At 55.5% G+C, this 24,970-nt stretch carries 22 protein-coding genes, 1 pseudogene and 1 riboswitch; of the genes and pseudogenes, 12 read left to right on the top strand and 11 right to left on the bottom strand.

The features are described 5' to 3' along the window. Nucleotides 1-10: 10 nt before the first annotated feature. Nucleotides 11-1,843, top strand: a complete 1,833-nt coding sequence (locus tag QNH99_RS01300) for an ABC transporter ATP-binding protein (RefSeq protein WP_109717852.1) — start codon at nucleotides 11-13, stop codon at nucleotides 1,841-1,843. Here the strand turns inward: QNH99_RS01300 and QNH99_RS01295 are convergent. Continuing rightward, on the bottom strand, nucleotides 1,840-2,964 hold the full coding sequence (locus QNH99_RS01295) for a GNAT family N-acetyltransferase (RefSeq protein WP_109717853.1): 1,125 nt from the start codon (nucleotides 2,962-2,964) through the stop codon (nucleotides 1,840-1,842). The genes QNH99_RS01300 and QNH99_RS01295 overlap by 4 nt on opposite strands. Before the next feature lie 198 nt (nucleotides 2,965-3,162). Here QNH99_RS01295 and QNH99_RS01290 point away from each other — a divergent pair, with 198 nt between their 5' ends. Next, nucleotides 3,163-3,768 (top strand): alpha/beta hydrolase, encoded by a 606-nt coding sequence (locus tag QNH99_RS01290; protein WP_109717854.1) that lies wholly within the window; start codon nucleotides 3,163-3,165, stop codon nucleotides 3,766-3,768. Nucleotides 3,769-3,810: 42 nt separating this feature from the next. On the opposite strand, the gene crcB is transcribed toward QNH99_RS01290, so the two are convergent. Further along, complete coding sequence (gene crcB, locus QNH99_RS01285) at nucleotides 3,811-4,188, bottom strand: fluoride efflux transporter CrcB (protein WP_109717855.1); 378 nt, start codon at nucleotides 4,186-4,188, stop codon at nucleotides 3,811-3,813. Nucleotides 4,189-4,280: 92 nt separating this feature from the next. Beyond that, a riboswitch (Fluoride riboswitch) is annotated at nucleotides 4,281-4,357 on the bottom strand. A gap of 236 nt (nucleotides 4,358-4,593) precedes the next feature. Between crcB and QNH99_RS01280 the strand changes: the two genes are divergently transcribed. Then, nucleotides 4,594-5,511, top strand: coding sequence for a nucleoside hydrolase (locus tag QNH99_RS01280; RefSeq protein WP_410517213.1), 918 nt, complete (start codon nucleotides 4,594-4,596; stop codon nucleotides 5,509-5,511). A gap of 15 nt (nucleotides 5,512-5,526) precedes the next feature. On the opposite strand, the gene QNH99_RS01275 is transcribed toward QNH99_RS01280, so the two are convergent. Beyond that, nucleotides 5,527-6,555, bottom strand: coding sequence for a zinc-binding alcohol dehydrogenase family protein (locus QNH99_RS01275; RefSeq protein WP_410517212.1), 1,029 nt, complete (start codon nucleotides 6,553-6,555; stop codon nucleotides 5,527-5,529). Nucleotides 6,556-6,692: 137 nt separating this feature from the next. Here QNH99_RS01275 and QNH99_RS01270 point away from each other — a divergent pair, with 137 nt between their 5' ends. Continuing rightward, complete coding sequence (locus tag QNH99_RS01270) at nucleotides 6,693-7,595, top strand: GntR family transcriptional regulator (protein WP_410517211.1); 903 nt, start codon at nucleotides 6,693-6,695, stop codon at nucleotides 7,593-7,595. 168 nt (nucleotides 7,596-7,763) lie between these two features. After that, nucleotides 7,764-9,113 carry an MFS transporter gene (locus QNH99_RS01265; protein ID WP_109717859.1) on the top strand — a complete coding sequence of 450 codons (1,350 nt, stop codon included), beginning with the start codon at nucleotides 7,764-7,766 and terminating at the stop codon, nucleotides 9,111-9,113. A 1-nt stretch (nucleotide 9,114) separates the two neighbouring features. On the opposite strand, the gene QNH99_RS01260 is transcribed toward QNH99_RS01265, so the two are convergent. From QNH99_RS01260 to mntP, 5 genes and pseudogenes are all read right to left on the bottom strand, one after another. Further along, complete coding sequence (locus QNH99_RS01260) at nucleotides 9,115-10,506, bottom strand: hypothetical protein (protein ID WP_410517210.1); 1,392 nt, start codon at nucleotides 10,504-10,506, stop codon at nucleotides 9,115-9,117. Beyond that, nucleotides 10,499-11,419, bottom strand: coding sequence for an alpha/beta fold hydrolase (locus QNH99_RS01255; RefSeq protein WP_241568215.1), 921 nt, complete (start codon nucleotides 11,417-11,419; stop codon nucleotides 10,499-10,501). The genes QNH99_RS01260 and QNH99_RS01255 overlap by 8 nt, the downstream gene beginning before the upstream one ends. A 73-nt stretch (nucleotides 11,420-11,492) precedes the next feature. Further along, nucleotides 11,493-11,854, bottom strand: a pseudogene (locus tag QNH99_RS01250) (fumarylacetoacetate hydrolase family protein); the annotation flags it as partial. 274 nt (nucleotides 11,855-12,128) lie between these two features. After that, a complete protein-coding gene (gene azuC, locus QNH99_RS01245; protein ID WP_112900613.1) occupies nucleotides 12,129-12,206 on the bottom strand; it encodes a stress response protein AzuC in 78 nt (25 codons plus the stop codon). 109 nt (nucleotides 12,207-12,315) lie between these two features. Then, nucleotides 12,316-12,888: a manganese efflux pump MntP gene (mntP, locus tag QNH99_RS01240; RefSeq protein WP_063881056.1), complete on the bottom strand. Its 573-nt coding sequence runs from the start codon at nucleotides 12,886-12,888 to the stop codon at nucleotides 12,316-12,318. Between the two features lie 305 nt (nucleotides 12,889-13,193). Here mntP and QNH99_RS01235 point away from each other — a divergent pair, with 305 nt between their 5' ends. The 3 genes from QNH99_RS01235 (at nucleotide 13,194) to QNH99_RS01225 (ending at nucleotide 18,175) form a co-directional block, all read left to right on the top strand. Continuing rightward, entirely contained in the window at nucleotides 13,194-13,436 is a 243-nt protein-coding gene (locus tag QNH99_RS01235; RefSeq protein WP_063877631.1) for a DUF1158 family protein, read from the top strand. Between the two features lie 625 nt (nucleotides 13,437-14,061). Beyond that, on the top strand, nucleotides 14,062-15,675 hold the full coding sequence (gene mqo, locus QNH99_RS01230; RefSeq protein WP_063877632.1) for a malate dehydrogenase (quinone): 1,614 nt from the start codon (nucleotides 14,062-14,064) through the stop codon (nucleotides 15,673-15,675). Between the two features lie 115 nt (nucleotides 15,676-15,790). Continuing rightward, nucleotides 15,791-18,175, top strand: a complete 2,385-nt coding sequence (locus QNH99_RS01225; protein ID WP_410517209.1) for a phosphoketolase — start codon at nucleotides 15,791-15,793, stop codon at nucleotides 18,173-18,175. On the opposite strand, the gene QNH99_RS01220 is transcribed toward QNH99_RS01225, so the two are convergent. After that, nucleotides 18,172-18,759, bottom strand: a complete 588-nt coding sequence (locus tag QNH99_RS01220) for a LysE family translocator (RefSeq protein WP_063877634.1) — start codon at nucleotides 18,757-18,759, stop codon at nucleotides 18,172-18,174. The genes QNH99_RS01225 and QNH99_RS01220 overlap by 4 nt on opposite strands. A gap of 135 nt (nucleotides 18,760-18,894) precedes the next feature. Between QNH99_RS01220 and QNH99_RS01215 the strand changes: the two genes are divergently transcribed. Continuing rightward, entirely contained in the window at nucleotides 18,895-20,385 is a 1,491-nt protein-coding gene (locus tag QNH99_RS01215; RefSeq protein ID WP_410517208.1) for a PLP-dependent aminotransferase family protein, read from the top strand. Here QNH99_RS01215 and QNH99_RS01210 read toward each other — a convergent pair. After that, nucleotides 20,352-20,975 (bottom strand): glutathione S-transferase family protein, encoded by a 624-nt coding sequence (locus QNH99_RS01210; protein ID WP_063877636.1) that lies wholly within the window; start codon nucleotides 20,973-20,975, stop codon nucleotides 20,352-20,354. The two genes, QNH99_RS01215 and QNH99_RS01210, sit on opposite strands and share 34 nt — an antisense overlap. Nucleotides 20,976-21,080: 105 nt before the next feature. On the opposite strand from QNH99_RS01210, the gene QNH99_RS01205 reads away from it, so the two are divergent. Next, a complete protein-coding gene (locus tag QNH99_RS01205; RefSeq protein WP_241568218.1) occupies nucleotides 21,081-21,929 on the top strand; it encodes a PhzF family phenazine biosynthesis protein in 849 nt (282 codons plus the stop codon). Between the two features lie 40 nt (nucleotides 21,930-21,969). Here QNH99_RS01205 and QNH99_RS01200 read toward each other — a convergent pair whose 3' ends face one another. Next, nucleotides 21,970-22,728: an SDR family NAD(P)-dependent oxidoreductase gene (locus QNH99_RS01200; protein ID WP_109717865.1), complete on the bottom strand. Its 759-nt coding sequence runs from the start codon at nucleotides 22,726-22,728 to the stop codon at nucleotides 21,970-21,972. Nucleotides 22,729-22,843: 115 nt separating this feature from the next. Between QNH99_RS01200 and QNH99_RS01195 the strand changes: the two genes are divergently transcribed. Both QNH99_RS01195 and yhjD read left to right on the top strand, forming a co-directional pair. Then, nucleotides 22,844-23,743, top strand: coding sequence for a LysR family transcriptional regulator (locus tag QNH99_RS01195; RefSeq protein WP_063877640.1), 900 nt, complete (start codon nucleotides 22,844-22,846; stop codon nucleotides 23,741-23,743). Between the two features lie 38 nt (nucleotides 23,744-23,781). Next, complete coding sequence (gene yhjD, locus QNH99_RS01190) at nucleotides 23,782-24,801, top strand: inner membrane protein YhjD (protein ID WP_172823883.1); 1,020 nt, start codon at nucleotides 23,782-23,784, stop codon at nucleotides 24,799-24,801. Nucleotides 24,802-24,970: the final 169 nt, after the last annotated feature.

Below are 24,970 nucleotides of genomic sequence, written 5' to 3'. Positions count from 1 at the left end.
GAGTGCCTCTATGTTGTATCGTCGTTTCGAACGTTTTATCAATATTTTTCAGGATGCACCGACCGACATGCCGCCCTCGCGGGTTTGGCCGTTTTATTTTTACTATCTGCGCCAGGTATGGCCGAGCTTTGCCGCGTTGCTGGTGGTGGGATTAATCGGCGCGCTGATTGAGGTAGCGCTGTTCAGTTATCTGAGCCGCATTATTGATTTGGTGAACCACTCTACACCGGCCACGTTGTTCCGGGATAACTGGCAAACGTTGTTGTGGATGGGCTGTGTTGCGCTGATACTGCGGCCGGTTTTTATTGCGCTGCACGATATGCTGGTTCATCAGAGCATCAACCCCGGCATGACCAGTATGATCCGCTGGCAGCATCATAATTATGTCCTGCGGCAGAGCATGAACTTTTTTCAGAACGACTTTGCCGGGCGGATTGCGCAACGTATTTTGCAAACCGGTAACTCGTTGCGCGACTCTGCGGTGCAACTGGTGGATGCGATCTGGCATGTGCTGATCTATGCCGCAACGGCGCTGGTACTGTTTGCAGAAGCCGACTGGCGCCTGATGATTCCATTGATTATCTGGATTGTGGCCTATGTTGCCGCGCTGCGCTATTTTGTGCCACGGGTTAAAGCCCGTTCGGTGGTGTCGTCAGAGGCCCGTTCGAAGCTGATGGGCACCATTGTTGACGGCTATACCAACATCGCCACCATTAAGCTGTTCGCGCACAGCGATCTGGAACGTCAGTACGCCCGCGAAGCGATTCAGGAGCAGACGGATAAGACGCAGCAGGCTAACCGGATGGTGACCAGCATGGATCTGACGCTGTCGACGCTGAACGGGATGTTGATTGTCTCAACCTCTGGCCTGGCACTGTGGCTGTGGAGCGAATCGCTGATTAGCGTAGGGGCGATTGCCCTGGCAACCGGCCTGGTGATCCGCCTGGTCAACATGTCCGGCTGGGTGATGTGGGTCGTCAACGGTATTTTTGAAAACATCGGCATGGTGCAGGACGGACTCAACACCATTTCACAGCCGCTCAGCGTGCAGGACGCTCCCAAAGCAACCCAGCTAAAGGTGGCGCAAGGTGAGATTCGTTTTCAGGACATCCGTTTTGACTACGGTGGGGGCCGTCCGGTCATTGATGGCCTGAATCTGACCATCAAACCCGGTGAAAAGATTGGCCTGATTGGGCCTTCCGGTGCGGGTAAATCCACCCTGGTGAACCTGTTGCTGCGCCTGTACGACCTCAACGGCGGTCGTATCCTGATTGACGGTCAGAATATTGCTGAGGTGACGCAGGAGAGCCTGCGCAGCCAGATCGGGATGATCACCCAGGATACCTCACTGCTGCACCGTTCCATCCGCGAAAACCTGCTGTACGGACGACCAAATGCCAGTGAAGAGGCGCTTCAGTTAGCCATCCAGCGCGCCCGCGCCGATGAGTTTATCCCGTTGCTGTCCGATTCACAGGGCCGTTTTGGCCTGGATGCCCATGTGGGCGAACGCGGCGTGAAACTGTCAGGCGGTCAGCGCCAGCGCGTGGCCATCGCCCGTGTGCTGCTGAAAGATGCGCCGATCCTGATTATGGATGAAGCGACGTCCGCGCTCGACTCGGAAGTGGAAGCCGCGATTCAGGAAAGCCTGGAATCCTTGATGAAGGGTAAAACCGTGATTGCCATTGCTCACCGTCTGTCCACCATCGCCAAAATGGATCGTCTGGTGGTGCTGGAAAAAGGCCAGATTGTGGAAATCGGTAGCCATCATGCGCTACTGGCACAAAACGGCCTTTATGCCCGTCTGTGGCAGCACCAGACGGGGGGATTTGTGGGCGCAGATTAATCGCCGCGTCGATAGGGCAAGGCGTCACGGGCTTCATCGGCCCACAGGTGGACGCCTTGCCGCTCCTGCTGCAAAAAATCCTCTACGGCGGCGCGCAGGCCGGGATGGCACAGATAGTGCCAGGAGTGGGTAATCTGAGGCTCAAAACCCCGCACCAGCTTGTGCTCGCCCTGCGCGCCAGCATCAAAGCGTTGCAGCCCTTCCGCTATAGCGAAATCCATCCCCTGATAAAAGCAGGTTTCAAAGTGGAGCCGGTCAAATTCCGCCAGGCATCCCCAGTAGCGGCCATACAGGCTTTCGCCATCTTTAAGATAGAAGGCCATCGCCGCAGGTTGCTGCTGTAAACGGGCGATCACGACGCGAATATTGTCCGGCATCCTCTCAGCCATCAGGCTGAAGAAGGCACGGGTCAGATAGGGACGCTGACCGCGCACCGCATACGTATTGGCATAGCAGGTATAGACAAAATCCCACTGATCCTCACGCAGTTGATCGCCGCGATACCAGTCAAATGCAAAACCGCTCTGTAGGACCTGCTCGCGCTCTTTACGCAACTGTTTGCGTTTACGCGACATCAGCGTATCCAGAAAGTCCTGAAAGTCGCGATAGCCCCGATTGTGCCAGTGATACTGGCAGCCCAGTCGTGCCAGCCAGTCAGGTTGCGCCGCCAGCAAGGCGTTCGCTTGCGGATCGGTGAAGTTGATATGCGCACCACTTAACCCCTGCTCCGCCAGCGCGTCCGGTAACGCAGCAAGAAGTCGGGCGGCGGCATCCGGTGCACCAAGCACGCGTGCGCCAGTGACCGGGCTGAAAGGAATCGCGCCCAGCCATTTTGGGTAGTAAGGAATGCCGGCACGCTGGCAGGCATCGGCCCAGGCGTGATCGAACACGTATTCACCCTGAGAATGGAATTTTTGATAGCCGGGAAGGACGGCGCGAAGCTCGCCTGCCTCACGCCAGAGGAGATGATCGGACTGCCAGCCCCTTTCTGGCCTGACGCTGCCGCTTTCCTCCAGGCTCAGTAGAAATGCGTGACGTAAAAAGGGCTGTTGATCGGTCAACAGGGCATCCCATTCAGCGGCAGGAATGTCTGAAAGCGAACTCAGGTGAAACAACGACATGCATAACTCCAGACGGCAACCGGTGACACAGTAGTCAAGCAGGTTTTAGGTTTCAGGGAAAGGAGGAGGGCACGGAATGCTTCATGCAGACCCCGCTCAGGCGCACGCGCTACCTGAAGCGTAGTTTGGTTTTGACGTTAATCCCGTCACCTGTTCAAATGCCTGCAGAATCTGACAAAAAACAGCGAAGGAACGGGCATGGCTAAAGCATTGGTGATCTTTCTACACGGCGTGGGCAGTAACGGAGACGATCTGGCCCCGATTGGCGACTACTGGACCACCCTGCTCCCGGATGTCGCCTTTGCGTCACCGGATGCGCCTTACGCCTTTGAACATGGCGCGGGCTATCAGTGGTTCAGCCTGGCCGATATTACGCCAGAAAATCGTCCGGGTCGGGTGCGTGACGCCCGCGAGGCCTTTGACAGCGTTATCCGTCATCTGATGTCTCAGAACGGGATGGCAGACCGCTGGGAAAACGTCATCCTGGTGGGCTTTTCCCAGGGGTCAATTATGGCGCTGGACCTGCTGGCTTCCGGGCGTTATCCCCTGGCGGGCGTGGTGGCGTTTTCGGGGCGACTGGCCTTTGACGGCCCGATCACGCCACAGGCTCACACGCCAGCCCTGTTGATTCACGGCCGGGCTGATACGGTGATACCGGCCAGTGAAAGTGAGTCGGCGGCGACTCGCCTGAAAGCGGTGGGCGTCCCGGTCGAAGCGGTGTTTGAACCTCAGACCGGCCACACCATCTCAGCCCAGGGCGCAATGCACGCCGCCGGATTTATTGCCCAGTGCTTACAGGACTAAACACGCTTTCGCCACCGCAGGCACGCCGGTTTCGCCGCTGCGTTAGCCCAACAGGTTAACGAGCGCAAAACCGGCAAAGCACATCAGCAATGAGCCAATGACATGAATCAGCGCACTGCTCATTGCCCACAGGTATTTGCCAGACTGCAACAATGTCATTAACTCCGCCGAAAACGTCGAGAACGTGGTGAGTCCGCCACATAAGCCGGTGGTAATTAATAATTTCCAGGCCGGGTCGAGCTGGGGATGCCTGACGAACCAGGCCATGGCACCGCCAATCACAAATCCACCAATCAGGTTCACTAACAGCGTGCCCGGCGGCAGATTGGGAAATAACGCGTTAAACCGCATGGCGAACCACCAGCGCAACACACAGCCAATACTGCCGCCCAGAATCACAGCGAATAGCGGTTTTAACATCACAGACTCCATTTCAGGATTGGCGCAGAAGACGGTGGAGGGCAAGAAAAAAGCATACACCTGACACACCGACTCCCGCGAAAGGATTAAGGATAATGTCAGGCGTCATCAGCCGCAGGTTACGCCTGCAGGCGGTTGGGAAAGGTGGAACGCCATCACCTTATGCGGGCCATCATACGATGCCTTTTTCTGGCTGGCAACCGTGGTTGAGCGGAGAGAATCGTTACGTGAACTGACGTCAGCGCAGCACCTTGTGCCGCCGCAAAGCAGAAGGTCCAGGCGGGCATGATTCAGGTTTCCCCGGTTGCCGTTTTGCGCTTAAATGTTTATCCGGCAGCGGCGTTGTAGAGCCGTTGAATGCCTTTCGCCAGCGGCGAAGGGGTAAACTCTCTTCTGGAGCGGCCTGTGCGAACTGTCATTTTTGATACTGATATCGGTGTAGACGATGCCTTTGCCCTGGCTTATGCCGCCCGCACCCAACATTTGCTGGGCATTACCACCGTGTTTGGCAACGTTGCCGTCGGACAGGCCGTGAGAAACGCCAGGCTGTTTTGCCAGAAAATGGCGATTGATGTGCCGGTTTACCGTGGCTGTTCCCGTCCGCTGGTCCAGGCACCCAGTGCGCCCGCCCGGCTGCACGGCGAAGATGGCCTGGGCGATGCCTTTGACAATCCCTTCAGCGACGAGGCACCCGGTGCGGTGCAGTTTATTATCGACAGCGTGCGGGCCAACCCAGGTGCGGTCACCCTTGTCGCCATTGGTCCGCTGACCAATATCGCCAGCGCAATCAATCAGGCACCCGATATCATTCCGTTGGTAAAAGAGTTGGTCGTGATGGGCGGCGCATTTGGCACGGACGGGCACTGCGGAAATGTGACGCCCTTTAGCGAATTTAATATCTGGAAAGATCCGCACGCCGCCGATCAGGTTTTTTCCTCCGCCTTACCGATCGTGCTGATCCCGCTTGATGTGACCCATAAAGTATTGATCCACAGTGAAGAGGTGGATCGGCTTAATCAGCCAGTGCTGCGTGCCATCTGTCGCCCTTATCTGGCCTACAGTCTTGAGAAAGAAGGATTTTCTGGCATGGCGCTGCATGACACGCTGACCCTCTCCTGGCTCTGCCTGCCAGAGGCGTTCACGCTGGTGGAAAGCCCGCTTCGGGTCATTACGGAAGGCATTGCCCGCGGTCAGACGGTGCGTCAACAGAGTACGCTGGCTTCCCGGCATAATCCCTTCCGCGATCTTCCCCGGCAGCGCATCGCATTAGGCGTCGACGCGGAGGCGGTGCGACAACACTTTTTTCAGGTACTCAGTCGATAAACCTGGCGGCCACCGTTAGCGATCAAAATCGATAACGCCTTTAATCAACTCACGATTGTTAATGACCGCTTCCTCAAACTGCTCTGCCAGCGTCGAGAAGGCGAAACGCCGGTTGAGCATCATTTCTGCACGCAGTTTCCCTGCGGCCATGAGTTCACGCACCCGGTCAAAATCTTCGCGTGTGGCATTCCGGCTGCCCATTAGCGTGCTCTCTTTTTTGTGGAATTCGCTGTCGGGGATGACCAAATCGCCTTTATGCAGGCCCACATAAACCACCGTGCCGCCGTGACGAATCAGGCTAACCGCCGCGTTCATCGCGGCCGGATTACCCGTGGCATCGATCACGGTTAACGCCAGTTGCCCGTTAAACCCGGCACGCAGTGCGGCAATAAAATCAGCTTCCGCCGGATTCAGCGCAAGGAGGCCGAGCTGCTGACTGACGTGCTGGCGACGGTAATCACTGGTGTCGGCCACGATCACCTGCGCGCCATTGGCTGCGGCGATAGCCGCCGCACCCAGGCCAATGGGACCGCCGCCCACCACCAGCACCTGATCGCCCTGTGCCACCGCTGCTCGCCGTACCGCATGGGCGCTGATCGCAAAGGGTTCGATCAATGCCGCCGCCTCGGGTGCCAACTCATCCACCGCCAGCAGGTTTGCGGCGGGCACGCTGAGATAGTCGCAAAAGCCGCCATCCTGATGCACGCCAATCACCGAAATTTTTTCACAGCAGTTGGTTTTACCGCTTTGGCAGGCATCGCACTCATAGCAGGAGAGGTAAGGAATCAGCGCCACCCGCTGACCGACGGCAAAACCCTGCATGGCGCTGCCCGTTTCAACAATGTCTGCACAGAGTTCATGCCCGAGTACGCGTGGATAGCTAAAAAAAGGTTGGTTTCCTGCCCAGGCGTGGATATCGGTGCCGCAAATGCCGGCACTGACGAGTTTAATCAGCGCCTCCGCAGGCGCAGGACGGGGGACGTCGCGCGTGGTCCAGACCATGTTGCGTGGTTCGGTGATGACTAGTGCTTTCATTGTTGTCATGGTAATTCTCCCGTTAGCGTTAGCGCAGTTATGGCGAATCTTGCCGCAATAACGGTTTTCCTTTGCTCAATCTGTGAAGCGTGACGGTTTTTTTGGGACTTCAATGGTTTTTAATGCTTAAAAAACCGGAGCCGCTCATGAGCCGTAGCCAGAATTTACGCCATAACGTGATTAACCATATGCTGGAGAGCATTGCCCAGGGCCATATCCAGTCGCCACTTCCGCCCCAGGCCGCGCTGGCTGAGATGTTCAACATCAGCCGTACCACGGTGCGCCATGCTTTGCGCTATCTGCATGAGCGTGGCGTTCTGGAAACAGTGAATGAGAGCTGGGTTATCGTACGCGAGCCTGAAGCAGAAGACAGCCTCAGCGCCGTTGCCCCCGCCATTGAGCAGCAGGCCAGCCAGGTGGAAAAACGCTTTTTTGATATGATCAATCAGCGACTGCTACAGCCCGGCGATACCTTCAGTGAATTACAGCTGGCCAGGCAGGCCAACGTCAGCCCGGTGGCGGTTCGCGAATTCCTGCTGCATTTTATGCGCTATAACCTGCTGGAGCCGGTAAAACGCGGTCACTGGCAGATGAAAAAGTTTTCGCAAGAGTACGCTGAAAAGTTATTTGAACTACGTGAAATGCTGGAAACCCATGCGCTTACCCGCTTCCTGAATTTGCCCAGGGAGGATGAGCGCTGGATTCAGGCGCGAGATCTGCTGGATCGGCATCGATCGATGCGCGAAACCATCGCCAGCAACTATCGCCATTTTGCTGCACTGGATAAAGAGCTGCACTGGCTGATTCTGTCGGCCGCCAATAACCCCTTCTTTAATCAGTCACTGGAGATTATTTCGGTGATTTTCCATTCGCATTATCAGTGGGATGAAAGCGATCTTAAGCAGCGAAATATCGTCGCGCTGGAAGAGCATATGGCGATTCTGTCTGCCTTGATTGGCAGCCGGGATGTGGATGCGCTGTGCGCGTTGCATAACCATCTGGCGACCGCCAAGCGTTCAATGGTGCGGAGTATTAATCAGTACAATTAAAACCCGATTAAAAACCACAAAGCATTAGCTCCCGCACGATTTTCAAACAACTTTACAACATCTCGCTTTTATTCCCCTTACTCTCAGCGCAACGCACCGACGGCCCTGTGCCGTTGGGCGACATTGCTACTCATCATAATGATAAATCGCCTGTCCAGGGAGATTGCCATGGAACACAGATCGGTTGTTGATCACGCGAATCCGCCCGACACCTCGCCCGGCGAGGCGTTTGTGCCGTTGCGCAGTGATATCGTGCGCTCGCCGCGCATTCGTAAAGTCCAGATTACCGCCATGCTGCTACTGCTGTTTGCTGCCATCATTAACTACCTGGATCGCAGCTCACTGTCTGTGGCCAACATGACCATTCGGGGTGAAATGGGACTCAGCGCCACCGAGATCGGCGTGCTGCTGTCGGCGTTCTCGCTGGCTTATGGGCTGGCGCAGCTGCCCGCGGGTGCCCTGCTGGATCGTAAAGGGCCGCGCATTATGCTGGCCCTGGGAATGTTTATCTGGTCGCTGTTCCAGGCCGCGTCCGGTCTGGTGCATAACTTTACCCAGTTTGTGCTGGTGCGTATTGGGCTGGGCATTGGTGAAGCCCCCATGAATCCTTGTGGGGTAAAGGTCATCAACGACTGGTTTAACATTAAAGATCGCGGTATGCCGATGGGGATGTTTAACGCCGCCTCCATGATTGGCTTGTCCATCGCGCCGCCCATACTGGCTGCCATGATGCTGGTTCTGGGCTGGCGTGGCATGTTTGTTACCATCGGTATTCTGGGTGTGTTTCTTGCCCTCGGCTGGTACCTGGTTTATCGCGATCGCGATAATAAACAGCTAAGCGCTGAAGAGATCCACTACCTGCAGGCAGGCAGCGTGGCATCGCGTAAAGAGCCGATCAGTTTTCGCGAATGGCGCGGATTGTTTAAACAACGCACCATGTGGGGCATGATGATTGGCTTCAGCGGCATTAACTATACCGCCTGGCTGTACATTGCCTGGCTGCCGGGCTATCTGCAATCGACGTATCATCTTGATTTGAAAAGCACCGGTTTACTGGCGGCGATTCCTTTCCTGTTTGGTGCTGCAGGCATGTTGCTAAACGGCTATGTGGTTGATGCGCTGGTCAGACGCGGTTGGGATGCGGTAAAAACCCGTAAAGCCTGCATTGTGAGCGGCATGATCCTGTCGGCAGGTTTTACCGCCATCGTGACGCGCGCCACCGACACCACCAGCGCAGTGACGCTGATCGGTATGGCGCTGTTTTGTATCCACTTTGCCGGCACCTCCTGCTGGGGCTTGATCCATGCCAACGTCACCGCCCGCATGACGGCGTCCGTGGGCAGCATTCAAAACTTTGCCAGCTTTATCTTTGCCTCTTTTGCGCCAGTCATCACCGGTTGGGTGCTGGATACCACTAAATCATTCAGCCTGGCGCTGATGATTTGTGCCTGTGTCACGCTGGTCGGTGCGCTGGCGTACCTGCTGCTGGTGCGCAACCCCATTACCGACGGCACCTGATTCAGGTCAGCGCCTGGAGGGTGACGCCGTGGCGCGCACCGTAACGCTGAATCCCCGCAATCACGTTATCGACACTGAGTGGCGGCGGGACAGGCAGCAGCGGTGCGCGTTCCCGGAGCGCCGAATCGAACCGTGAAAAGGTGGAAAAATCGTGAGGGAAGCGCGTTTCATCTACCCCGACGAATGCCCCCTCTTCCCTGGCAAAGGCTAACAGCTGTTTCCAGCGATCGATGTCCGCCAGGCCGATACTGTCAGTGCCATGGGAATAGAGCATCATGTCGATATGGTTAAAAGGCGGCTGCTTCTCAAGAAAGCGTTGCAGTGCATCCGCAGACGGCACGGACGGAAACATCAGCCAGAAGGGAATCGCGTGCTGCTGCATGCTGCACCAGGGGTCCATCAGTAAAAAGCTGTCTACCGTCAGCCGGGCTGGCAGTATGCCCGCCGCCAGATACCAGTCACGGTAAATTTCGGCGACCACAAAACTCAGCGCCTCCGGGTCATCGTAACGAATCTCCATCAGCGTCCAGCGCTGGGCTTCTGCCAGTTTTTTCAGCGGAGAAATCAGGTAGCCGTCCAGCCCCCATTCCGCGTCAGGGACATGATCGGTGATGGCAGGTGGCTCCCAGCGCGCGCGATCCACGCCTGCCCGCGCCAGGTATTCGGCGACTCTCGGCCCGCCGCGCAAATACTCGTTTTCGGTTGCACCGCCGGGTGCGCCAAACTGAAAGAAAGAGCGATCACTGGTGCGCGTTACCGGCCACTGTCGCGTGCAGTGATTAATGAACAGCGTTGCTCCCGCCGGTAATCCGCCCAGCAGAAACTCATTGAAGGCCAGCGGCATGTCGCGCAACTTAAGGCGAAAGTCGTGCATTTTCTCCAGCAGGAGGCGATCCTGACTCGGATCTTGCATGTGATGTACCGCCAGCTTCGGCCAGGTCGCCAGCAGTGCCGCCGCCACGGCCTTACCTTCTTCGAATCCTGACTGGGCATCATCCGGGTCGTTCTGCTGCATGCGTACCGGGCACAGAAAGGTTTGCGGCAGCCACGGCGTTCCCATCGCCGCGGCCAGGTGCACCAGGGCACCATTGGTGGCCCCCACAAACGCAGCCGGATAGTCGCGTTGAGGATAGGTGCTGACCATCCATTCGGCGATACCTTCTATATCCAGCTCGCTGGCCTGTTTATGACTGATGCCCTCGGCCAGACCGCTGACCGCATAGCCCCACTCACGCAACCGGGTCGGTAAACGATCAAACGAAGGCAATAAGCGGTCTAACATCGGTGACTGGCTCGGGCTGGCAAAAGGCCCATCGTGAAGTGCATTCGCTAAGGTCAGCAACATTGTGGCGGCTGAATCAAACCGGGCGATGCCCTTGGGCGGTTTACTCATGCTGGCTCTCCTGCTGAATACGCGCTAAAAAAGGCCGGATGGCGTGGCAGAAACTCCACGGATAAACGTAGTGCAGTCTGTGCGTCCCGCCGCGTAAGGTGATTTTTTCGCTGTGCGGTAACAGCCCCGCCAGCTCATCCAGCCAGCGCGCCGGGCAGACCGGATCGCGTGAGCCTCTCAGCAGTAAGGTTGGTGCAGTGACATAGGTAAGATGGTGTTCGATGGGATCGTTCAGCATGGCTCGCATCGTGCCAACGGCGCGCGGCAAGCCGGCTTTGGCCCAGTCGATCCGGGCCAGCGCGCCCGGCGAGCGATGCGCTTCCATCCGGCTGTTACGCCAGCCTCGCCACATCTGACGTACCAGGCTGCGCGCATGGCGATCGGCGGTGGGCCCCTGTAGCACCAGTCCCGCCACCGCTTCAGGGTATTTATCCGCCAGCGCCGCCAGTACCTGACAGCCAAAAGCGCTGCCCACCCAGATTGCTCGCTGAAAACCGTTGTGCTGCAACCACTGCCACAGGATATCGGCCAGTTCATTAACCGACAGAACAGGGGCCGATGCGGGCAATGCGCTGCCGCCGAAGCCCGGCAGGTCGGGAACCAGGACGTGATAATCCCGTCCCAGCGCCAGTGCGAGCGGCTCCATTGAGCGCCCCGACATCACCAGGCCGTGGATCAGTACAACAGGCAAGCCGTGGGGTTCCTCAGGCGTCACGCGGGTAAACATGCGCCAGTCGCCGATCTGTTGATAGTAACCCGCTAATCCTGCGTGATGGCTGCGTGGTGAAACGGGTGGCGTTTGCTTCATTTGCTGCCAGCGTTTCGTGCCCCATACGACCGCCGCGACACCTAAACCAATCCCGGCGGCTAGCGCCATGCCCTGCCGCTTTTTACACTGGATGGTACGCCTCATCAGCTGCTCCTGTTCCTGGGTATCCATTGAGTGTAGGACGGGAATCGCAGAGACAGGCGGTTAATGCATGCTGTCAGGCAATGGTGTTACGCAGGCGACCGATTTTTTCGATCTCCACTTCAATCACATCACCACTAAACATGAACAGCGGCGGCGTACGTTTTTTGCCCACGCCGCCCGGTGAACCGGTAATGGTGAACCGGTAATAATGACATCCCCTGGCGACAGCGGACTAAAGGCGGAAATGTATTCAATAATTTTGGCGACCGGATGCACCATGTTGGCGGTGGTATCGTTTTGCACTTCCCGACCATTCAGCACCGTTTTAATGGTTAACTGCTGTGGGTCAGGAATGTCGTCGGCGGTGGTCATCCAGGGCCCGAAGCCCCCGGTCTGCGGCCAGTTCTTCCCGGCGGTAAACCAGGTAAACTGCATAGCTGCATTACTGCCTCGTCATGGCTACGGGTGATAACCCTATGTTTTAAAAGAAATCGGTGCGCAGCGTAGCAAAAAACGCATAAAAATCGTACATCGATTGGCACAGTGGATGTCCAGATGTATCACGTTATGTCAGCAGGAAGTGTGTGGATAACGAAAGCTGAAAAAGTCGCCGTTACGGCGCTATGCAATCAAAGCGGGGAAGCGAAAACGGGGGTGATAATCACCGGTCTGTCCCTGACCGCGACTATCGAGGGTATTCGGTGGGCGCTTAGTTGAGCGCGCCGGGTGGTACGTGTTTAAAGGTTTCAACATAAGCGTGGAACACGTACTTAAAAAAACGTTTCATACATCATCCGGTTAAAATTTTGTTGAATAACTACAGGAAAAGTATAGCGCCTGCTGTTTTAATCAGCAATAAATTTTGAACCAGATCACAAAATTCACGTTTACACCCGTTACTGAAACAGGGCCAAATGCTCAATAAGGATGGTTGAACCGATAGCGATCAGAACCAGCCCGCCCAGGACTTCAGCCCATTTGCCTAAAACCGGCCCGATGAAACGACCAATCAGCACGCCCGTGGTCGCCATTACGGTGGTGGCGGCCCCGATAGTCAGCGCCGTGGTGACGATATTGACCTGCAGAAACGCCAGTCCGACCCCTACCGCCAGAGCATCAAGGCTGGTCGCGACTGCGGTGGTGGCCAGTACCATAAAGCCATGACTTTGCGGCGCTTCGCACGGCTCGGCGGCGGTTTTGCGGAAGCCTTCCATCATCATACGCGCGCCCAGGAAGGCCAGCAGGAAAAAGGCGATCCAGTGATCCCATGCGGCAACATACTGGCTGGCAGCCAGACCCAGCGCCCAGCCGATAAGGGGCGTCAGGGCTTCAATACAACCGAAAATCAGACCGGTCCGCACGGCTTCTTTCAGGCCAGGACGATGCAAGGCCGCACCTTTGCCCAGCGCGGCGGCAAATGCGTCCATTGACATTCCAAGAGCAAGAATAAGGGTGGCAATAAAGGTCATGATTTGTTCACTTGGGATGAAAAAGCACGGCTTCATGCTAAATCCATCACACAAATTGCTCGGTAATTTAAAAAGTGCGCGCAGTCTACCACGCGATTATCGTTATAAAAAGACAATAAAATCAGGGATTTAAGTATAGCCAAGGCTATAACTCATAACATACGCTATGAATGCAGCTAAGTTAATGTCATTTAAGCCTTTTCTGCGCCGTTTCGACATAACCATGACAGGCACAGACATCCCGTGATTGAACCCTGGCACGGAATACCGGAAAATATCGGGCTGATAAACAGGGAACACTGCTCATGAATAACCCTTTCGAGTCCTTAATCCTTCCCGGCGGCATTTTGCTGCTGGGCTTTCTGTCTGCCCTGCTGCTGCCCGCACCGGCTTTTAGCCTGACGGTAGCGCAGCATTTGCAGCAGATGTTCCATTTGCAGGATCTCAGCCAGCTGTACACCCTGGTATTCTGTCTGTGGTTCTTGTTACTGGGCGCGCTTGAGTTCTTTGTGATCCGCTTTGTCTGGCGGCGCTGGTTCCGCGTGTGAAGCTGACGCATCCCGGCACATCGGCCAGCTGAACCTGCGTTCTGGGGTTTAAGGCCCTGCGCTGTTTTCTCTTCTGAAGAAAATCTGAAAGTGGGATGAAAACCGCATGTCGTTCACCTCGGGGCGTAACGGTATCGCGGCGTCAAGGCCGCATCCATAGGTCACAAAAATGTAACATTTGTTTTACACAAACGGGCCCATTCTGCCTGCGAGTACAAATTCATCGACAGGAATAAAATTAAATAAAGTCTATTTTTCATTAATTTAAATTATTCCTTCCGCCTGGTGAAATTTTCAGCCTGCACCATTACAAAGCAATCCCGCAACATCTCATTTTATTTAACCTGCTAATCTACAAGGAAAAATCACTTATGGCGGACTTGCCATTATGATTATTTCTTATGCTGAATCATTTCTGCATTTAAAAAATAAACAAATGTTTAAATCGGATGCGAGAATGTTATATTTGAGCAACAAAGCATAACGTTCAGTTAACTCGTTATCGTCGCTTTAACCCATACCTGAGTCTTAACCCGGAAGTAGCGCAACGCGCTCATCAGAAGCGTGACTATTTCGCCTGCAACACTGTTGAGCTTCAGGTCAACAGAAGAGGAGATGTCGCCTCATGTGCAAATCAGCTGTAAATCTTGCGCTCACAATGAGTGTTAGCGGAAAGGACACCACCAGGGCGCAGGAGCGTAAAGACGTTGATGTACTGCTTATTGGCGCAGGCGTCATGAGTGCTACGTTAGGAACCTGGCTTCAGGATCTTGAACCAGACTGGTCCATTGAAATGGTGGAGCGGTTGGGGCATGTGGCTGAAGAGTCCTCAAATGGCTGGAACAATGCAGGTACAGGCCATGCGGCGCTGGCCGAGTTGAACTATACGCCGCAGAAAGCCGATGGCAGTATCGATATCGCGAAAGCGGTGGCGATCAATGAGTCATTTCAAATCTCTCGTCAGTTCTGGGCTTACCACGTTCAGAAAGGCAATCTGCACACACCAAAAAGCTTTATTCACAGCACGCCACATATGAGCTTTGTCTGGGGCGATGACAATGTGGCGTTTCTGCGTAAGCGCTTTAATGCCTTACAGAAAAGCACGCTATTCCGTGGCATGGCTTACTCTGAAGATCCGCAGCAAATCGCGCAGTGGATTCCACTGGTGATGAAAGGCCGGGCCGACAGTCAAAAAGTGGCGGCGACCTGGACAGACATGGGCACCGACGTGGATTTTGGTGAAGTGACGCGGCAGCTGATTAGCTCACTGGAGAAAAAAGCCAACTTCCGTTTGCGCATGAATCAGGAAGTCCGCGAAATCACTCGCCTTAACGATGGTCGTTGGCAGGTGACGCTTGTCTGCCTGACGGACGGGACGCGCCGCACGTTGACGGCCGGTAAGATTTTTATTGGCGCAGGCGGGGCGGCGCTGCCGCTGCTGCAGAAGGCCGGTATTCCGGAGGCCAACGGTTACGCGGGCTTCCCGGTCGGCGGTTCCTTCCTGGTCACCGAGAATCCTGAGGTCGTGAAACAGCACATGGCGAAGGTGTACGGCAAAGCGAGCGTGGGCGCACCACCGATGTCTGTGCCCCACGTCGACACGCGCGTGCTGAACGGCAAGCAGGTTCTGCTGTTTGGTCCTTTTGCGACCTTCTCGACCAAATTCCTGAAGCAGGGCTCGCTGCTGGATATGTTTGCCTCGCTCAACAGCACCAACGTGATGCCGATGATTAAAGTCGGGCTGAAAAGCTTTGACCTGGTGAAATATCTGATGGATCAGGTACTGCAAAGTGACCGTGATCGTATGGATGCGCTACGTGCTTATGTGCCGCAGGCGAAACAGGAAGACTGGCGCCTGGTGACGGCCGGACAGCGCGTACAGATCATCAAGAAAGATGAGAAAGAAGGCGCGGTGCTGCGTTTAGGTACGGAAGTGGTGTCGTCCGAAGACGGCTCAGTCTCTGCGTTGCTGGGTGCTTCGCCAGGTGCCTCCACTGCGGCACCTATTATGCTGGAGCTGCTGCATAAGGTGTATCCAGAGCAGATGGCTTCGCCGGAGTGGCAAAATAAAATTCGTGCCGTGGTGCCGTCCTGGGGACGCAGGCTGAATGGTGATGTGGCCCTGACCGAAAAAGTGCTGGCAGAAACCAGCCGCATCCTGCAGCTTGAGTACACGCCGGTTACGCCGGTGGCCGCAAACGATGAGGGCCGTGAAACCGCCTTTGTTATCGGCAAATAAGCCGCCCTTGATACAGAAGGCCTCGCACTGCGAGGCCTTTTTGTTTACCGCTTGCCTGGTTGACTGCCACATTCTCTATTAGGGTTAAATCTGCCTTAATGCAGGAGGACATGTCATGGCCCAACCGAACACTGAACACGAACTCGCCTTGCTTGACCGCTACTGGCGCGCCGCTAACTATTTGTCTGTCGGGCAGATTTATTTAATGGATAATCCATTATTACGCGAGCCGTTAACACCACAGCATATTAAACCGCGTTTACTGGGGCACTGGGGCACAACGCCCGGGCTTAATTTTATCTATGCCCATTTAAACCGCATCATTCGTCAGCGCGATCTGAACCTGATCTATATCTGTGGCCCCGGTCATGGCGGTCCGGGCATGGTGGCGAATACCTGGCTCGAAGGCAGCTACAGCGAAATCTATCCGCATATCAGTCAGGATGCCGCGGGCATGCAGAAACTGTTTAAACAGTTTTCCTTTCCGGGCGGCATCCCCAGCCATGCCGCGCCGGAAACCCCGGGCTCGATTAATGAAGGGGGTGAACTGGGCTACTCCCTGTCACATGCGTTTGGTGCAGTCTTTGATCATCCCGATCTGATTGCGCCCTGCGTAATTGGCGACGGCGAAGCAGAGACCGGTCCGCTGGCTTCCAGCTGGCACGGTATTAAATTTCTGAACCCGCAACGGGACGGCGCCGTGCTGCCAATCTTACACCTGAATGGCTATAAGATTGCCAACCCGACCATTCTGGGCCGCGCCAGTGACGACGACCTACGCCAGCTGTTTCGGGGCTACGGCTATGAGCCCCTGTTTGTCTGCGGTCATGAACCCGAGACAATGCACAAGCTGATGGCCGACACGCTGGATCGCGCATTTTCTGAGATTGCGGCATTTCAACAGGCGGCACGCAGCGGTTCGCCGACGCAGGCGATTCCCCACTGGCCGATGATTATTCTGCGCAGTCCCAAAGGCTGGACCGGACCCAAAACGGTCGACGGCAAGAAGGTGGAAGATTTCTGGCGGGCACATCAGGTGCCGGTTGCCGCCTGTCGGGAAGATGACGGTCATCGGGACATCCTGGAAAACTGGATGCGCAGCTATCACCCGGAAGACCTGTTTGACGAACAGGGACGCCTGATGCCGGAACTGCAGGCGCTGGCCCCTCAGGGTGAAAAACGCATGGGCGCGTCCCCGTTCGCAAACGGCGGCTTACTGCGCCGTGAGCTTGCCACGCCCGACATTCGCGAATTTGCCTTCGACACGCAGCAGCCCGGCTCACAGGCAGGACAGGCGACAGAACAGTTTGGCCGCTACCTTAACGTCATATTCCAGCGCAACCAGGATAATTTTCGGCTGTTTGGCCCGGATGAAACGGCCTCTAACCGGCTGACACCGGTCTTTGAGACCACCAGCCGCACCTGGCTCGAAGCCATGGAGCCTTACGACGAGCAGTTAGCTGCTGATGGGCGAGTGATGGAGATTCTGAGTGAGCATCAGTGCCAGGGCTGGCTGGAAGGCTACCTGCTTACGGGCAGGCACGGTTTATTTAACTGCTACGAGGCCTTTATCCACATTATTGACTCCATGTTCAACCAGCATGCCAAATGGTTGAAGGTGACGCGCAAACTGGGCTGGCGTAAGCCCATTTCTTCCCTTAACTATCTGCTCTCTTCCCATGTCTGGCGTCAGGATCACAATGGTTACAGCCATCAGGACCCGGGGTTTATTGACCACGTTGCCAATAAAAAAGCCGATATTGTGCGTATCTACCTGCCACCCGATGCCAACACCTTGCTGTGGGTGGGCGATCACTGCCTGCGCACCTGGGACCGCATCAACGTGATTGTGGCAGGCAAGCAGCCTTCGCCTCAGTGGCTGGATATGGACAGCGCCATCACCCATTGTGAGGCCGGGATGGGTGAATGGCGCTGGGCCGGAACAACCCCCGAGAACGCAGAGCCGGATGTGGTCATGGCCTGTGCGGGCGATGTCCCCACCATGGAAACCCTGGCGGCGGTAGATTTACTGCGCACCTTCCTGCCTGACCTGCGCATTCGGGTGGTAAACGTGGTGGACCTGCTGGCACTGCAAACCCAGAAACAGCATCCGCACGGTAAGTCAGAAGAGGACTTTGACGCACTGTTTACCGCCGACAAGCCCGTGATTTTTGCCTTTCACGGTTACCCCAGCTTGATTCATCGCCTGACCTGTCAGCGCAATAACCATCGTAATTTCCATGTGCATGGCTTTAATGAAGAGGGCACGACGACCACGCCTTTCGATATGACGGTGCTTAACGAGCTGGATCGCTATCATCTTGCCCAGGCCGCTATTCGTCACGTCCCGGGGCTTGCCGAACGTCACCCTGAGCTGCTCGACGACCTGGAGCAGCGACTCGCCGAGCATCATCGCTACGTGCGGATTCATGGCGAAGATGTCCCGGAAGTACAGAACTGGAAGTGGCCCTCAGCGACCGCGTCAGGCGCACCGGATTAAAAGGTCCTGAAGGCATCAACCAACATCCAGATCGTGGTTGCCACCAGCGACAGTGCCATCAGGCTGTTAAACAACTGACGTTTCCAGTGAATTTGCAGGTGACCGCGCAGGCGGTCACCCAGTGCGGCCCATAATAAAATGCACGGCAGATTCAGCAGCATGAAAGCGCCCATCACGGTCAGCACGCCACTGCTGGCGCTGTACAGCAGTGCCACGTTGCTGGCCATTAACCAGGCTTTGGGATTGATAGCCTGAAAACAGGCACCGCCCACTAAGGTCATGGGCTGCGGCTTTACCCGGGCTTCGGGTGCATTCGCCCTGAATATTTTCCAGGAGAGCCATAGCAGATAACCACATCCCACCAGCGTCAGCGGCAAACGCACAGAGGCCATCCAGTGCAGCAGAAGTTCCAGCGCCAGTCCTGCAATCGCGGTTTGCAGCGCACAGCCGATCAGAATGCCAAACACCATCGGTAGCGTACGCCGCATACCAAAATTGACACCCGACGTGGCAAGCAACAGGTTATTCGGCCCCGGTGTAATCGACATCACGGTGACATAACTGAAGAATGAGGGATCGAGCATAGTGGCGTTCCTGATAATCGAAAGTACCCTCATGCTACGATGAGAAAAGTTATGGTAACAGAGACAAGAAATCGCTATTTTGATGGGTACAATCACAACTGATTTCAACTGTACCTGTCGCGCCCGGAGGCAATTGTGTCCCCTGAAACCCCATCCGATCAAACGCTCTACCAGCAGTTGGCCGACAGCTTTGCCGAGGCGATTCATAAAGGCACATTGAAACCGGGAAAGCGTTTGCCCGCCATCCGGCGCGTCGCGCAGTCACATCAGGTGAGCGTGAATACCGTACTGAACGCCTGGCAACTGCTGGAAAACCGTGGGCTGATTGAGGCGCGTCCGCAATCAGGCTACTACGTGCGCGGCGTGCTGCCGATGGTGACGCGAAATGCACAGCACTCTGCCCGGGTGGTCCGCGATCCCAGTAATGAAAAGCTGGATTTGATTGATAAGGTGTTCGCCGCGCAAAATCACCCTGATTACACCAATATATCGCTGGCCTGCCCGCAGGACAGCGATCTGTTTCCGTCAGCCAGACTGGCGCGCATTACGGCATCTTTACTGCGGCGTGATCCACACCTTATTGGACGCTACGCGCTTCCGCCGGGTAGTGAGCGCTTACGGGAGGAGATTGCGCGTCGTGCATTGCATGCCGGGCAATCGCTTACCGCCGACGATATCACCCTCACGCATGGCTGTATGGAGGCGCTACAACTGGCACTCAGGGCGGTAACGAAGCCAGGCGATTGCGTCGGACTGGAATCCCCTACCTATTTCTTTCTGTTTCCCCTGCTGGCGTCCCTGGGCCTGAAGGCGCTGGAAATTCCTACCGATCCCCAGCGCGGCCTGTCGCTGGACGCGCTTGAGATGCTGCTTCAGGAAAACCGTCTTCAGGCGCTGGTCGCCATGCCTTCGGCGCAAAATCCGCTGGGATTTTGTATGTCATTGACCGACAAGAAAAGGCTCGCGAAGTTAGTGAATACTTACCAAGTACCACTGATTGAAGACGGTCTTTATGATGAGTTGCAGTTTGACTGGCCGCTCTCTCCTGCAGTTAAGTCGTTCGATCAGCATGGCTGGGTGCTCTACTGCACCAGCTTTACCAAAACCGTGGCGCCCGATTTTCGCATCGGCTGGATTGCAGCCGGACGCTTTCACGATGCCATTGCACGCCTGAAAGCCGTGTCATCAATGGCGGAATCGGCGCTGCTGTCGGAAACGCTGGCGGAGTTCCTTGCCAACGGGGGCTATGACCATCATCTGCGCAGCCTGCGCCGCAGCTATGCCAGCAATCTGGATGAGGCGCGCGGTTTGATTGCGCAGCATTTCCCTCAGGGCACCCAGGCCACATTACCGCGCGGTGGCTTTGTATTTTGGGTCGAACTGCCCGGCAAGGTGGATACGACGGAGATGTTTTCCCGTCTGTTGAAAGAGCAGATTTGCGTTACGCCCGGTGCGCTGTATTCGCTGAGCGAGCGCTATAACCATGCATTGCGCCTTTCATGCTGCTATCCGTTTGATCAGCGCTACGTTCGCGCCATCATCCGGGCCGGGAAGGTGGCCTGCGAACTCGCGGGCCTGCCGCCGGGTCAGGATCAGGGCGTGCCGTTACGTCCCCAGATGGTATAGCCATGGCGCTCGGTCAGGCGTTCGTAGTAGGTGCGCACGGCAGGCAGGTCTGGATGATCAAGCGGCGTTTCGAACCAGCGGTTGACGGCAAGACCAATCGGTATATCCGCCAGACTGAAGTTCCGTCCGGCAACATAGCGACCGGTATGTTCGAGCTGCTGATTGAGAATACCCATGGTGTGGGACCAGCCTTTGCAGGCAGCGGCCAACAGCCTTGGGTCCTGATGGGCCGGTGAATTGCGCACCAGCGACATGAACGCATAGCGCCATGAGGTGTTAAGTTCTGTCGATTGCCAGTCCATCCACTGATCCACTGGCGCACGTGAACGCGGATTGTCGGGATAGAGCCAGTCGCCACCGTAGGCGGTCGCCAGATAGCGCAGGATGGCATTGGATTCCCACATAATCAGGTCTTGATCAATCAATACCGGGATCATGGCATTGGGATTCAGCGCGATAAATTCGGGAGAGTGCGTGGATTTGTACCCTTCCCCCCACTCTTCACGTTCGTAGAGCAGGTCCAGTTCGTCACACAGCCAGAGTACTTTGCGCACGTTGATTGAGGAGGCGCGTCCAAGAATTTTTAACATAGCAGGCTCCATCCAGTTGCTTAACTTATTCATAGCCCTGTTAACTGACATAAGCAATTGCCCGGGCAAGAAAAAACATCTTTACCTTATTCAAAAGGAGTGACAATGAACGTTGCGTTTAAACAAGTGGATGTGTTTACCTCGACCGCGTTTAACGGTAATCCACTGGCGGTCATCATGGACGCACAAGGTCTGGACGACAGCCAGATGGCGGCCATCGCACGCTGGACCAACTTATCGGAAACCACCTTTGTCCTGCCGCCGCAGGATAATCAGGCTGATTACCGCGTGCGTATCTTCACCGTTGAGGGCGAGCTGCCTTTTGCCGGTCATCCCACGCTCGGTACCGCTCATGCTTTACTGGAAGCGGGCTTCCAGACAAAAACGCCGGGGGTGATTATTCAGGAATGCGGCGTGGGCAACGTGAAGATAAAAATTGCCGACGATACCACCCTGGCCTTTGCCGCCCCGACGGCCACCTTAACGCCTTTCCATGATGCACTCATTAGTGCGGCACTCAACAGTAACGCCGTCGATACAGCCCAGGAGGCCGTCGTGGTTGATATGGGCATTCGCTGGCTGCTGATCCCTATGGTCAGTGCAGAGGCGGTCCTGTCGATTACGCCTGATATTGCCGATTTACAGCGACTCATCCATCACGCTAACGTGAGCGGCATCATGCCATTTGGTCCGCTGCCTGCAGGGGAAGCTGAGCACTATGAGGTTCGTGGTTTGCTGATTGAGCACGGAAGCCTGACCGAAGACCCGATCACCGGCAGCGCCAATGCCTGCCTGGCACGCTACTTCGCTGCTCAGGGCAAGACGCAAGATTACCGCGTCCGTCAGGGCACCCGGGTAAACCGAGAGGGACGCGTGACGGTGGAATATCAGGGCGATACGATCTGGATCGGTGGCAAAACCGTGACGGTGATAGAAGGCACGATTAAAGGCTAGTCGAGCGCTGAAATAAGGGCGACGGCGTCGCCCTGAATAGCTACAGCGCCTGACCGCCCGATGCTTCGATACGCTGCGCGGTGATCCAGCCAGTTTCATCACTGAGAATGGCACAAACGGCATCGCCGATATCGTCAGGCAGACCAACCCGGCCCAGGGCGGTAAAGGCCGCGATGGTGTCATTAACGGCTTTATCATCGCGCACGCGCCCACCGCCAAAATCGGTCTCAATGGCGCCCGGAGCCAGAATATTCACGCGAATGCGTCGCTCGCCCAACTCTTTGGCCTGATAGCGAGTGAGCACTTCCATCGCACCTTTCATCGACGCATAAGTTCCTGAGCCGGGGTAAGTCAGGCGCGTTAATCCGCTGGAGATATTCAGAATGCGCCCGCCGTCCGCGATCGCTGGCAACAGTTTCTGGGTCAGGAAGTAAGGCCCTTTGAAATGCACATTCATCAGCGCATCAAATTCAGCCTCGGTGGTTTCACTAAAAGGTTTATAGTGACCCTGTCCGGCATTGTTCACTAAATAATCAAACGTCTCACGCTGCCAGTGCTGCTGCAGTGCATTTTTTACCTCAGAAATGAAACGATCAAACTGGCTCAGGTCGCCCACATCCAGCTGTAGCGCCAGCGCGCGGCCACCTGCCCGTTCAATTTCCCTGATCACGTCCTGCGCTTCATGTTGATGGGTGCGGTAAGTAAAAATAATATCCCGGCCTTTAGCTGCCAGTTTTACCGCTGCATTCCGGCCTAAACCGCGATTAGCCCCCGTAATCAAGACGATTTTACGACTCATGTTGGTTTCCTGTTGCAAAATTGAACACAGGTTGAGGATATTCGTTAATAATTGTTCTATAAACGCCTGAGAACGTGCAGCACTGTTCCACTTACAACAACAATCGGCAGGCCATATGGATAAAATTCACGCAATGCAGGTTTTCGTCAGAGTTGCAGAGATGGGCAGTTTTACTGCAGCAGCAGAAAGTCTTGGGCTCCCGAAGGGAAGCGTATCGCGGCAAATTCAGGCGCTGGAAAATCAGATGGGCACGCGCCTGCTTCACCGAACCACACGGCGGGTGCAACTGACTCAGGATGGCTTAGTGTATTACGACCGCTGTCTTGATTTGCTGGCGATGATTGGTGATATGGACAGCCTGTTCCAGCACGATCCCGCCACCTTAAGCGGCAAGCTGCGGGTGGATATGTCCACAGCGATGGCGACCGACCTTATCCTGCCCCGCCTGCCGGAATTTCTTCAGCACTATCCCGGCGTTGAAATTGAACTCAGCAGCAACGATCGCCAGGTGGACGTTATTCGCGAAGGGTTTGACTGTGTGATTCGCGTTGGCGAGCTGAAAGATTCGGGGCTTATCGCCCGCCGAATCGGTACACATACCTTGATTAACTGCGCCAGTCCTGGCTACCTTTCGCGTTTTGGCCGGCCGATTCGGCTTGAAGAGCTGTCGCAGCATGCCATGGTGCATTACAGCCAGCAGCTTGGTCAGCCTGCTCAGGGCTTTGAATACTTCGATGGTAAGCAGTGCCACTACGTGCACACCGGCGGTGTCGTCACCGTTAACAGCACCGAAACCTATCGCGCGGCCTGCCTCGCAGGGCTGGGTATTATTCAGGTGCCGACCGTGGGGATTCATAAATATCTGGAAAGCGGTGAGTTGGTGGAGGTGCTTCATGCCTTCCCGGCCAGGCCGATGCCGATTCATTTACTTTATCCCCATCGTCGTAATGTGGCACGGCGCGTTCGGGTATTTATGGAGTGGTTAAGTCAGGTGCTTCAAGAGTATGTCACCTGACAGGCTATAATGTGTTTTTTACGTTTAACAGGAAGTGAATGTCTATGACAGACGAGCAGGATAACGCAAAAGACGCAAAGTCCCCCAAACCCCTGATCGACATCAAAACGGGCAACAAGTCCGTCGATCGTTCCATCGTGCGCGTTTCACGTTTTGCCACCTGGTTTCAGGCGATACCCGCTGTGGCCCATTTTATCCGCGCACTTGAGCGGTTTAACGATCGTCTCGGCAGCCAGTTTGGCGCTGCCATTACCTATTTTTCTTTTTTATCGTTAATCCCGATTTTAATGGTGTCTTTTGCAGCCGTGGGTTTTGTGCTGGCATCGAATCAGGATCTGCTGACCGATATCATCAACAAAATCGTCAGCAGCATCAGCGATCCTGCCCTGGCAACGACGCTGAAAAACACGGTGAATACGGCTATCCAGCAGCGTGCTACCGTCGGTATCACCGGTCTGCTATTGGCGCTTTATTCGGGACTGAACTGGATGGGCAATTTGCGAGAGGCCATTCGCGCCCAGTCGCGTGATGTCTGGGAGCGACAGCCCGACGATCAAGAAAAGTTCTGGAAACGCTACATTCGCGACTTCTTATCCCTGACCGGCCTGATGCTGGCGCTGGTGATTACCTTGTCACTGACCTCTGTCGCGGGCTCCGCCCAGGCCATGATTGTGAGTGCGTTAGGGCTGGATGGCATTGAGTGGTTACGTCCTGCGCTCACCATTATTGCGACCTCCATTTCTGTCATGGCGAACTATCTGTTGTTCCTGTGGATTTTCTGGATTCTGCCTCGCCATAAACCCCGTAAAAAGGCGCTGCTACGCGGCACCCTGCTGGCGGCAGTGGGTTTTGAAGTGATTAAATTTGTGATGACGCTGACCTTACCAAAACTGGCCAGTTCGCCGTCGGGCGCTGCGTTTGGATCGGTGCTGGGGTTAATGGCTTTCTTTTATTTCTTTGCGCGCCTGACGCTGTTTTGCGCTGCGTGGATCGCCACCGCGAAGTACAAAGACGATCCGCGCATGTCGGAAAAAGGTTCTCTGACCACCAGCAAATAAAATCACGGCGCTAAACCAGCGAAAAACACCGCCCTCCGGTTATTTATTCGTCAATTTACAGGATGAATAACTGGGGGGTCACTTTTCTTCAGCGCTTTCTCAGAGTATCTCGCCATTTTTGCGCCACTTCACCCTGCCATTCCCCAACATTTAACACATGACAAAAATT

Origin of the sequence: Pantoea allii, assembly GCF_046529425.1 — a bacterium.
Lineage (GTDB): Bacteria > Pseudomonadota > Gammaproteobacteria > Enterobacterales > Enterobacteriaceae > Pantoea > Pantoea allii.
This window is presented reverse-complemented; position numbering and strand designations above follow the sequence as displayed.

What these genes read in the sequence shown, in the direction of transcription:
- QNH99_RS01300 (WP_109717852.1), top strand. Translation starts at nt 11, where the DNA reads ATGTTGTATCGTCGTTTCGAACGTTTTATCAATATTTTTCAGGATGCA.
- QNH99_RS01295 (WP_109717853.1), bottom strand. Translation starts at nt 2,964, where the DNA reads ATGTCGTTGTTTCACCTGAGTTCGCTTTCAGACATTCCTGCCGCTGAA.
- QNH99_RS01290 (WP_109717854.1), top strand. Translation starts at nt 3,163, where the DNA reads ATGGCTAAAGCATTGGTGATCTTTCTACACGGCGTGGGCAGTAACGGA.
- crcB (WP_109717855.1), bottom strand. Translation starts at nt 4,188, where the DNA reads ATGTTAAAACCGCTATTCGCTGTGATTCTGGGCGGCAGTATTGGCTGT.
- QNH99_RS01275 (WP_410517212.1), bottom strand. Translation starts at nt 6,555, where the DNA reads ATGACAACAATGAAAGCACTAGTCATCACCGAACCACGCAACATGGTC.
- QNH99_RS01270 (WP_410517211.1), top strand. Translation starts at nt 6,693, where the DNA reads ATGAGCCGTAGCCAGAATTTACGCCATAACGTGATTAACCATATGCTG.
- QNH99_RS01265 (WP_109717859.1), top strand. Translation starts at nt 7,764, where the DNA reads ATGGAACACAGATCGGTTGTTGATCACGCGAATCCGCCCGACACCTCG.
- QNH99_RS01260 (WP_410517210.1), bottom strand. Translation starts at nt 10,506, where the DNA reads ATGAGTAAACCGCCCAAGGGCATCGCCCGGTTTGATTCAGCCGCCACA.
- QNH99_RS01255 (WP_241568215.1), bottom strand. Translation starts at nt 11,419, where the DNA reads ATGAGGCGTACCATCCAGTGTAAAAAGCGGCAGGGCATGGCGCTAGCC.
- azuC (WP_112900613.1), bottom strand. Translation starts at nt 12,206, where the DNA reads ATGAAACGTTTTTTTAAGTACGTGTTCCACGCTTATGTTGAAACCTTT.
- mntP (WP_063881056.1), bottom strand. Translation starts at nt 12,888, where the DNA reads ATGACCTTTATTGCCACCCTTATTCTTGCTCTTGGAATGTCAATGGAC.
- QNH99_RS01235 (WP_063877631.1), top strand. Translation starts at nt 13,194, where the DNA reads ATGAATAACCCTTTCGAGTCCTTAATCCTTCCCGGCGGCATTTTGCTG.
- mqo (WP_063877632.1), top strand. Translation starts at nt 14,062, where the DNA reads ATGTGCAAATCAGCTGTAAATCTTGCGCTCACAATGAGTGTTAGCGGA.
- QNH99_RS01225 (WP_410517209.1), top strand. Translation starts at nt 15,791, where the DNA reads ATGGCCCAACCGAACACTGAACACGAACTCGCCTTGCTTGACCGCTAC.
- QNH99_RS01220 (WP_063877634.1), bottom strand. Translation starts at nt 18,759, where the DNA reads ATGCTCGATCCCTCATTCTTCAGTTATGTCACCGTGATGTCGATTACA.
- QNH99_RS01210 (WP_063877636.1), bottom strand. Translation starts at nt 20,975, where the DNA reads ATGTTAAAAATTCTTGGACGCGCCTCCTCAATCAACGTGCGCAAAGTA.
- QNH99_RS01205 (WP_241568218.1), top strand. Translation starts at nt 21,081, where the DNA reads ATGAACGTTGCGTTTAAACAAGTGGATGTGTTTACCTCGACCGCGTTT.
- QNH99_RS01200 (WP_109717865.1), bottom strand. Translation starts at nt 22,728, where the DNA reads ATGAGTCGTAAAATCGTCTTGATTACGGGGGCTAATCGCGGTTTAGGC.
- QNH99_RS01195 (WP_063877640.1), top strand. Translation starts at nt 22,844, where the DNA reads ATGGATAAAATTCACGCAATGCAGGTTTTCGTCAGAGTTGCAGAGATG.
- yhjD (WP_172823883.1), top strand. Translation starts at nt 23,782, where the DNA reads ATGTCTATGACAGACGAGCAGGATAACGCAAAAGACGCAAAGTCCCCC.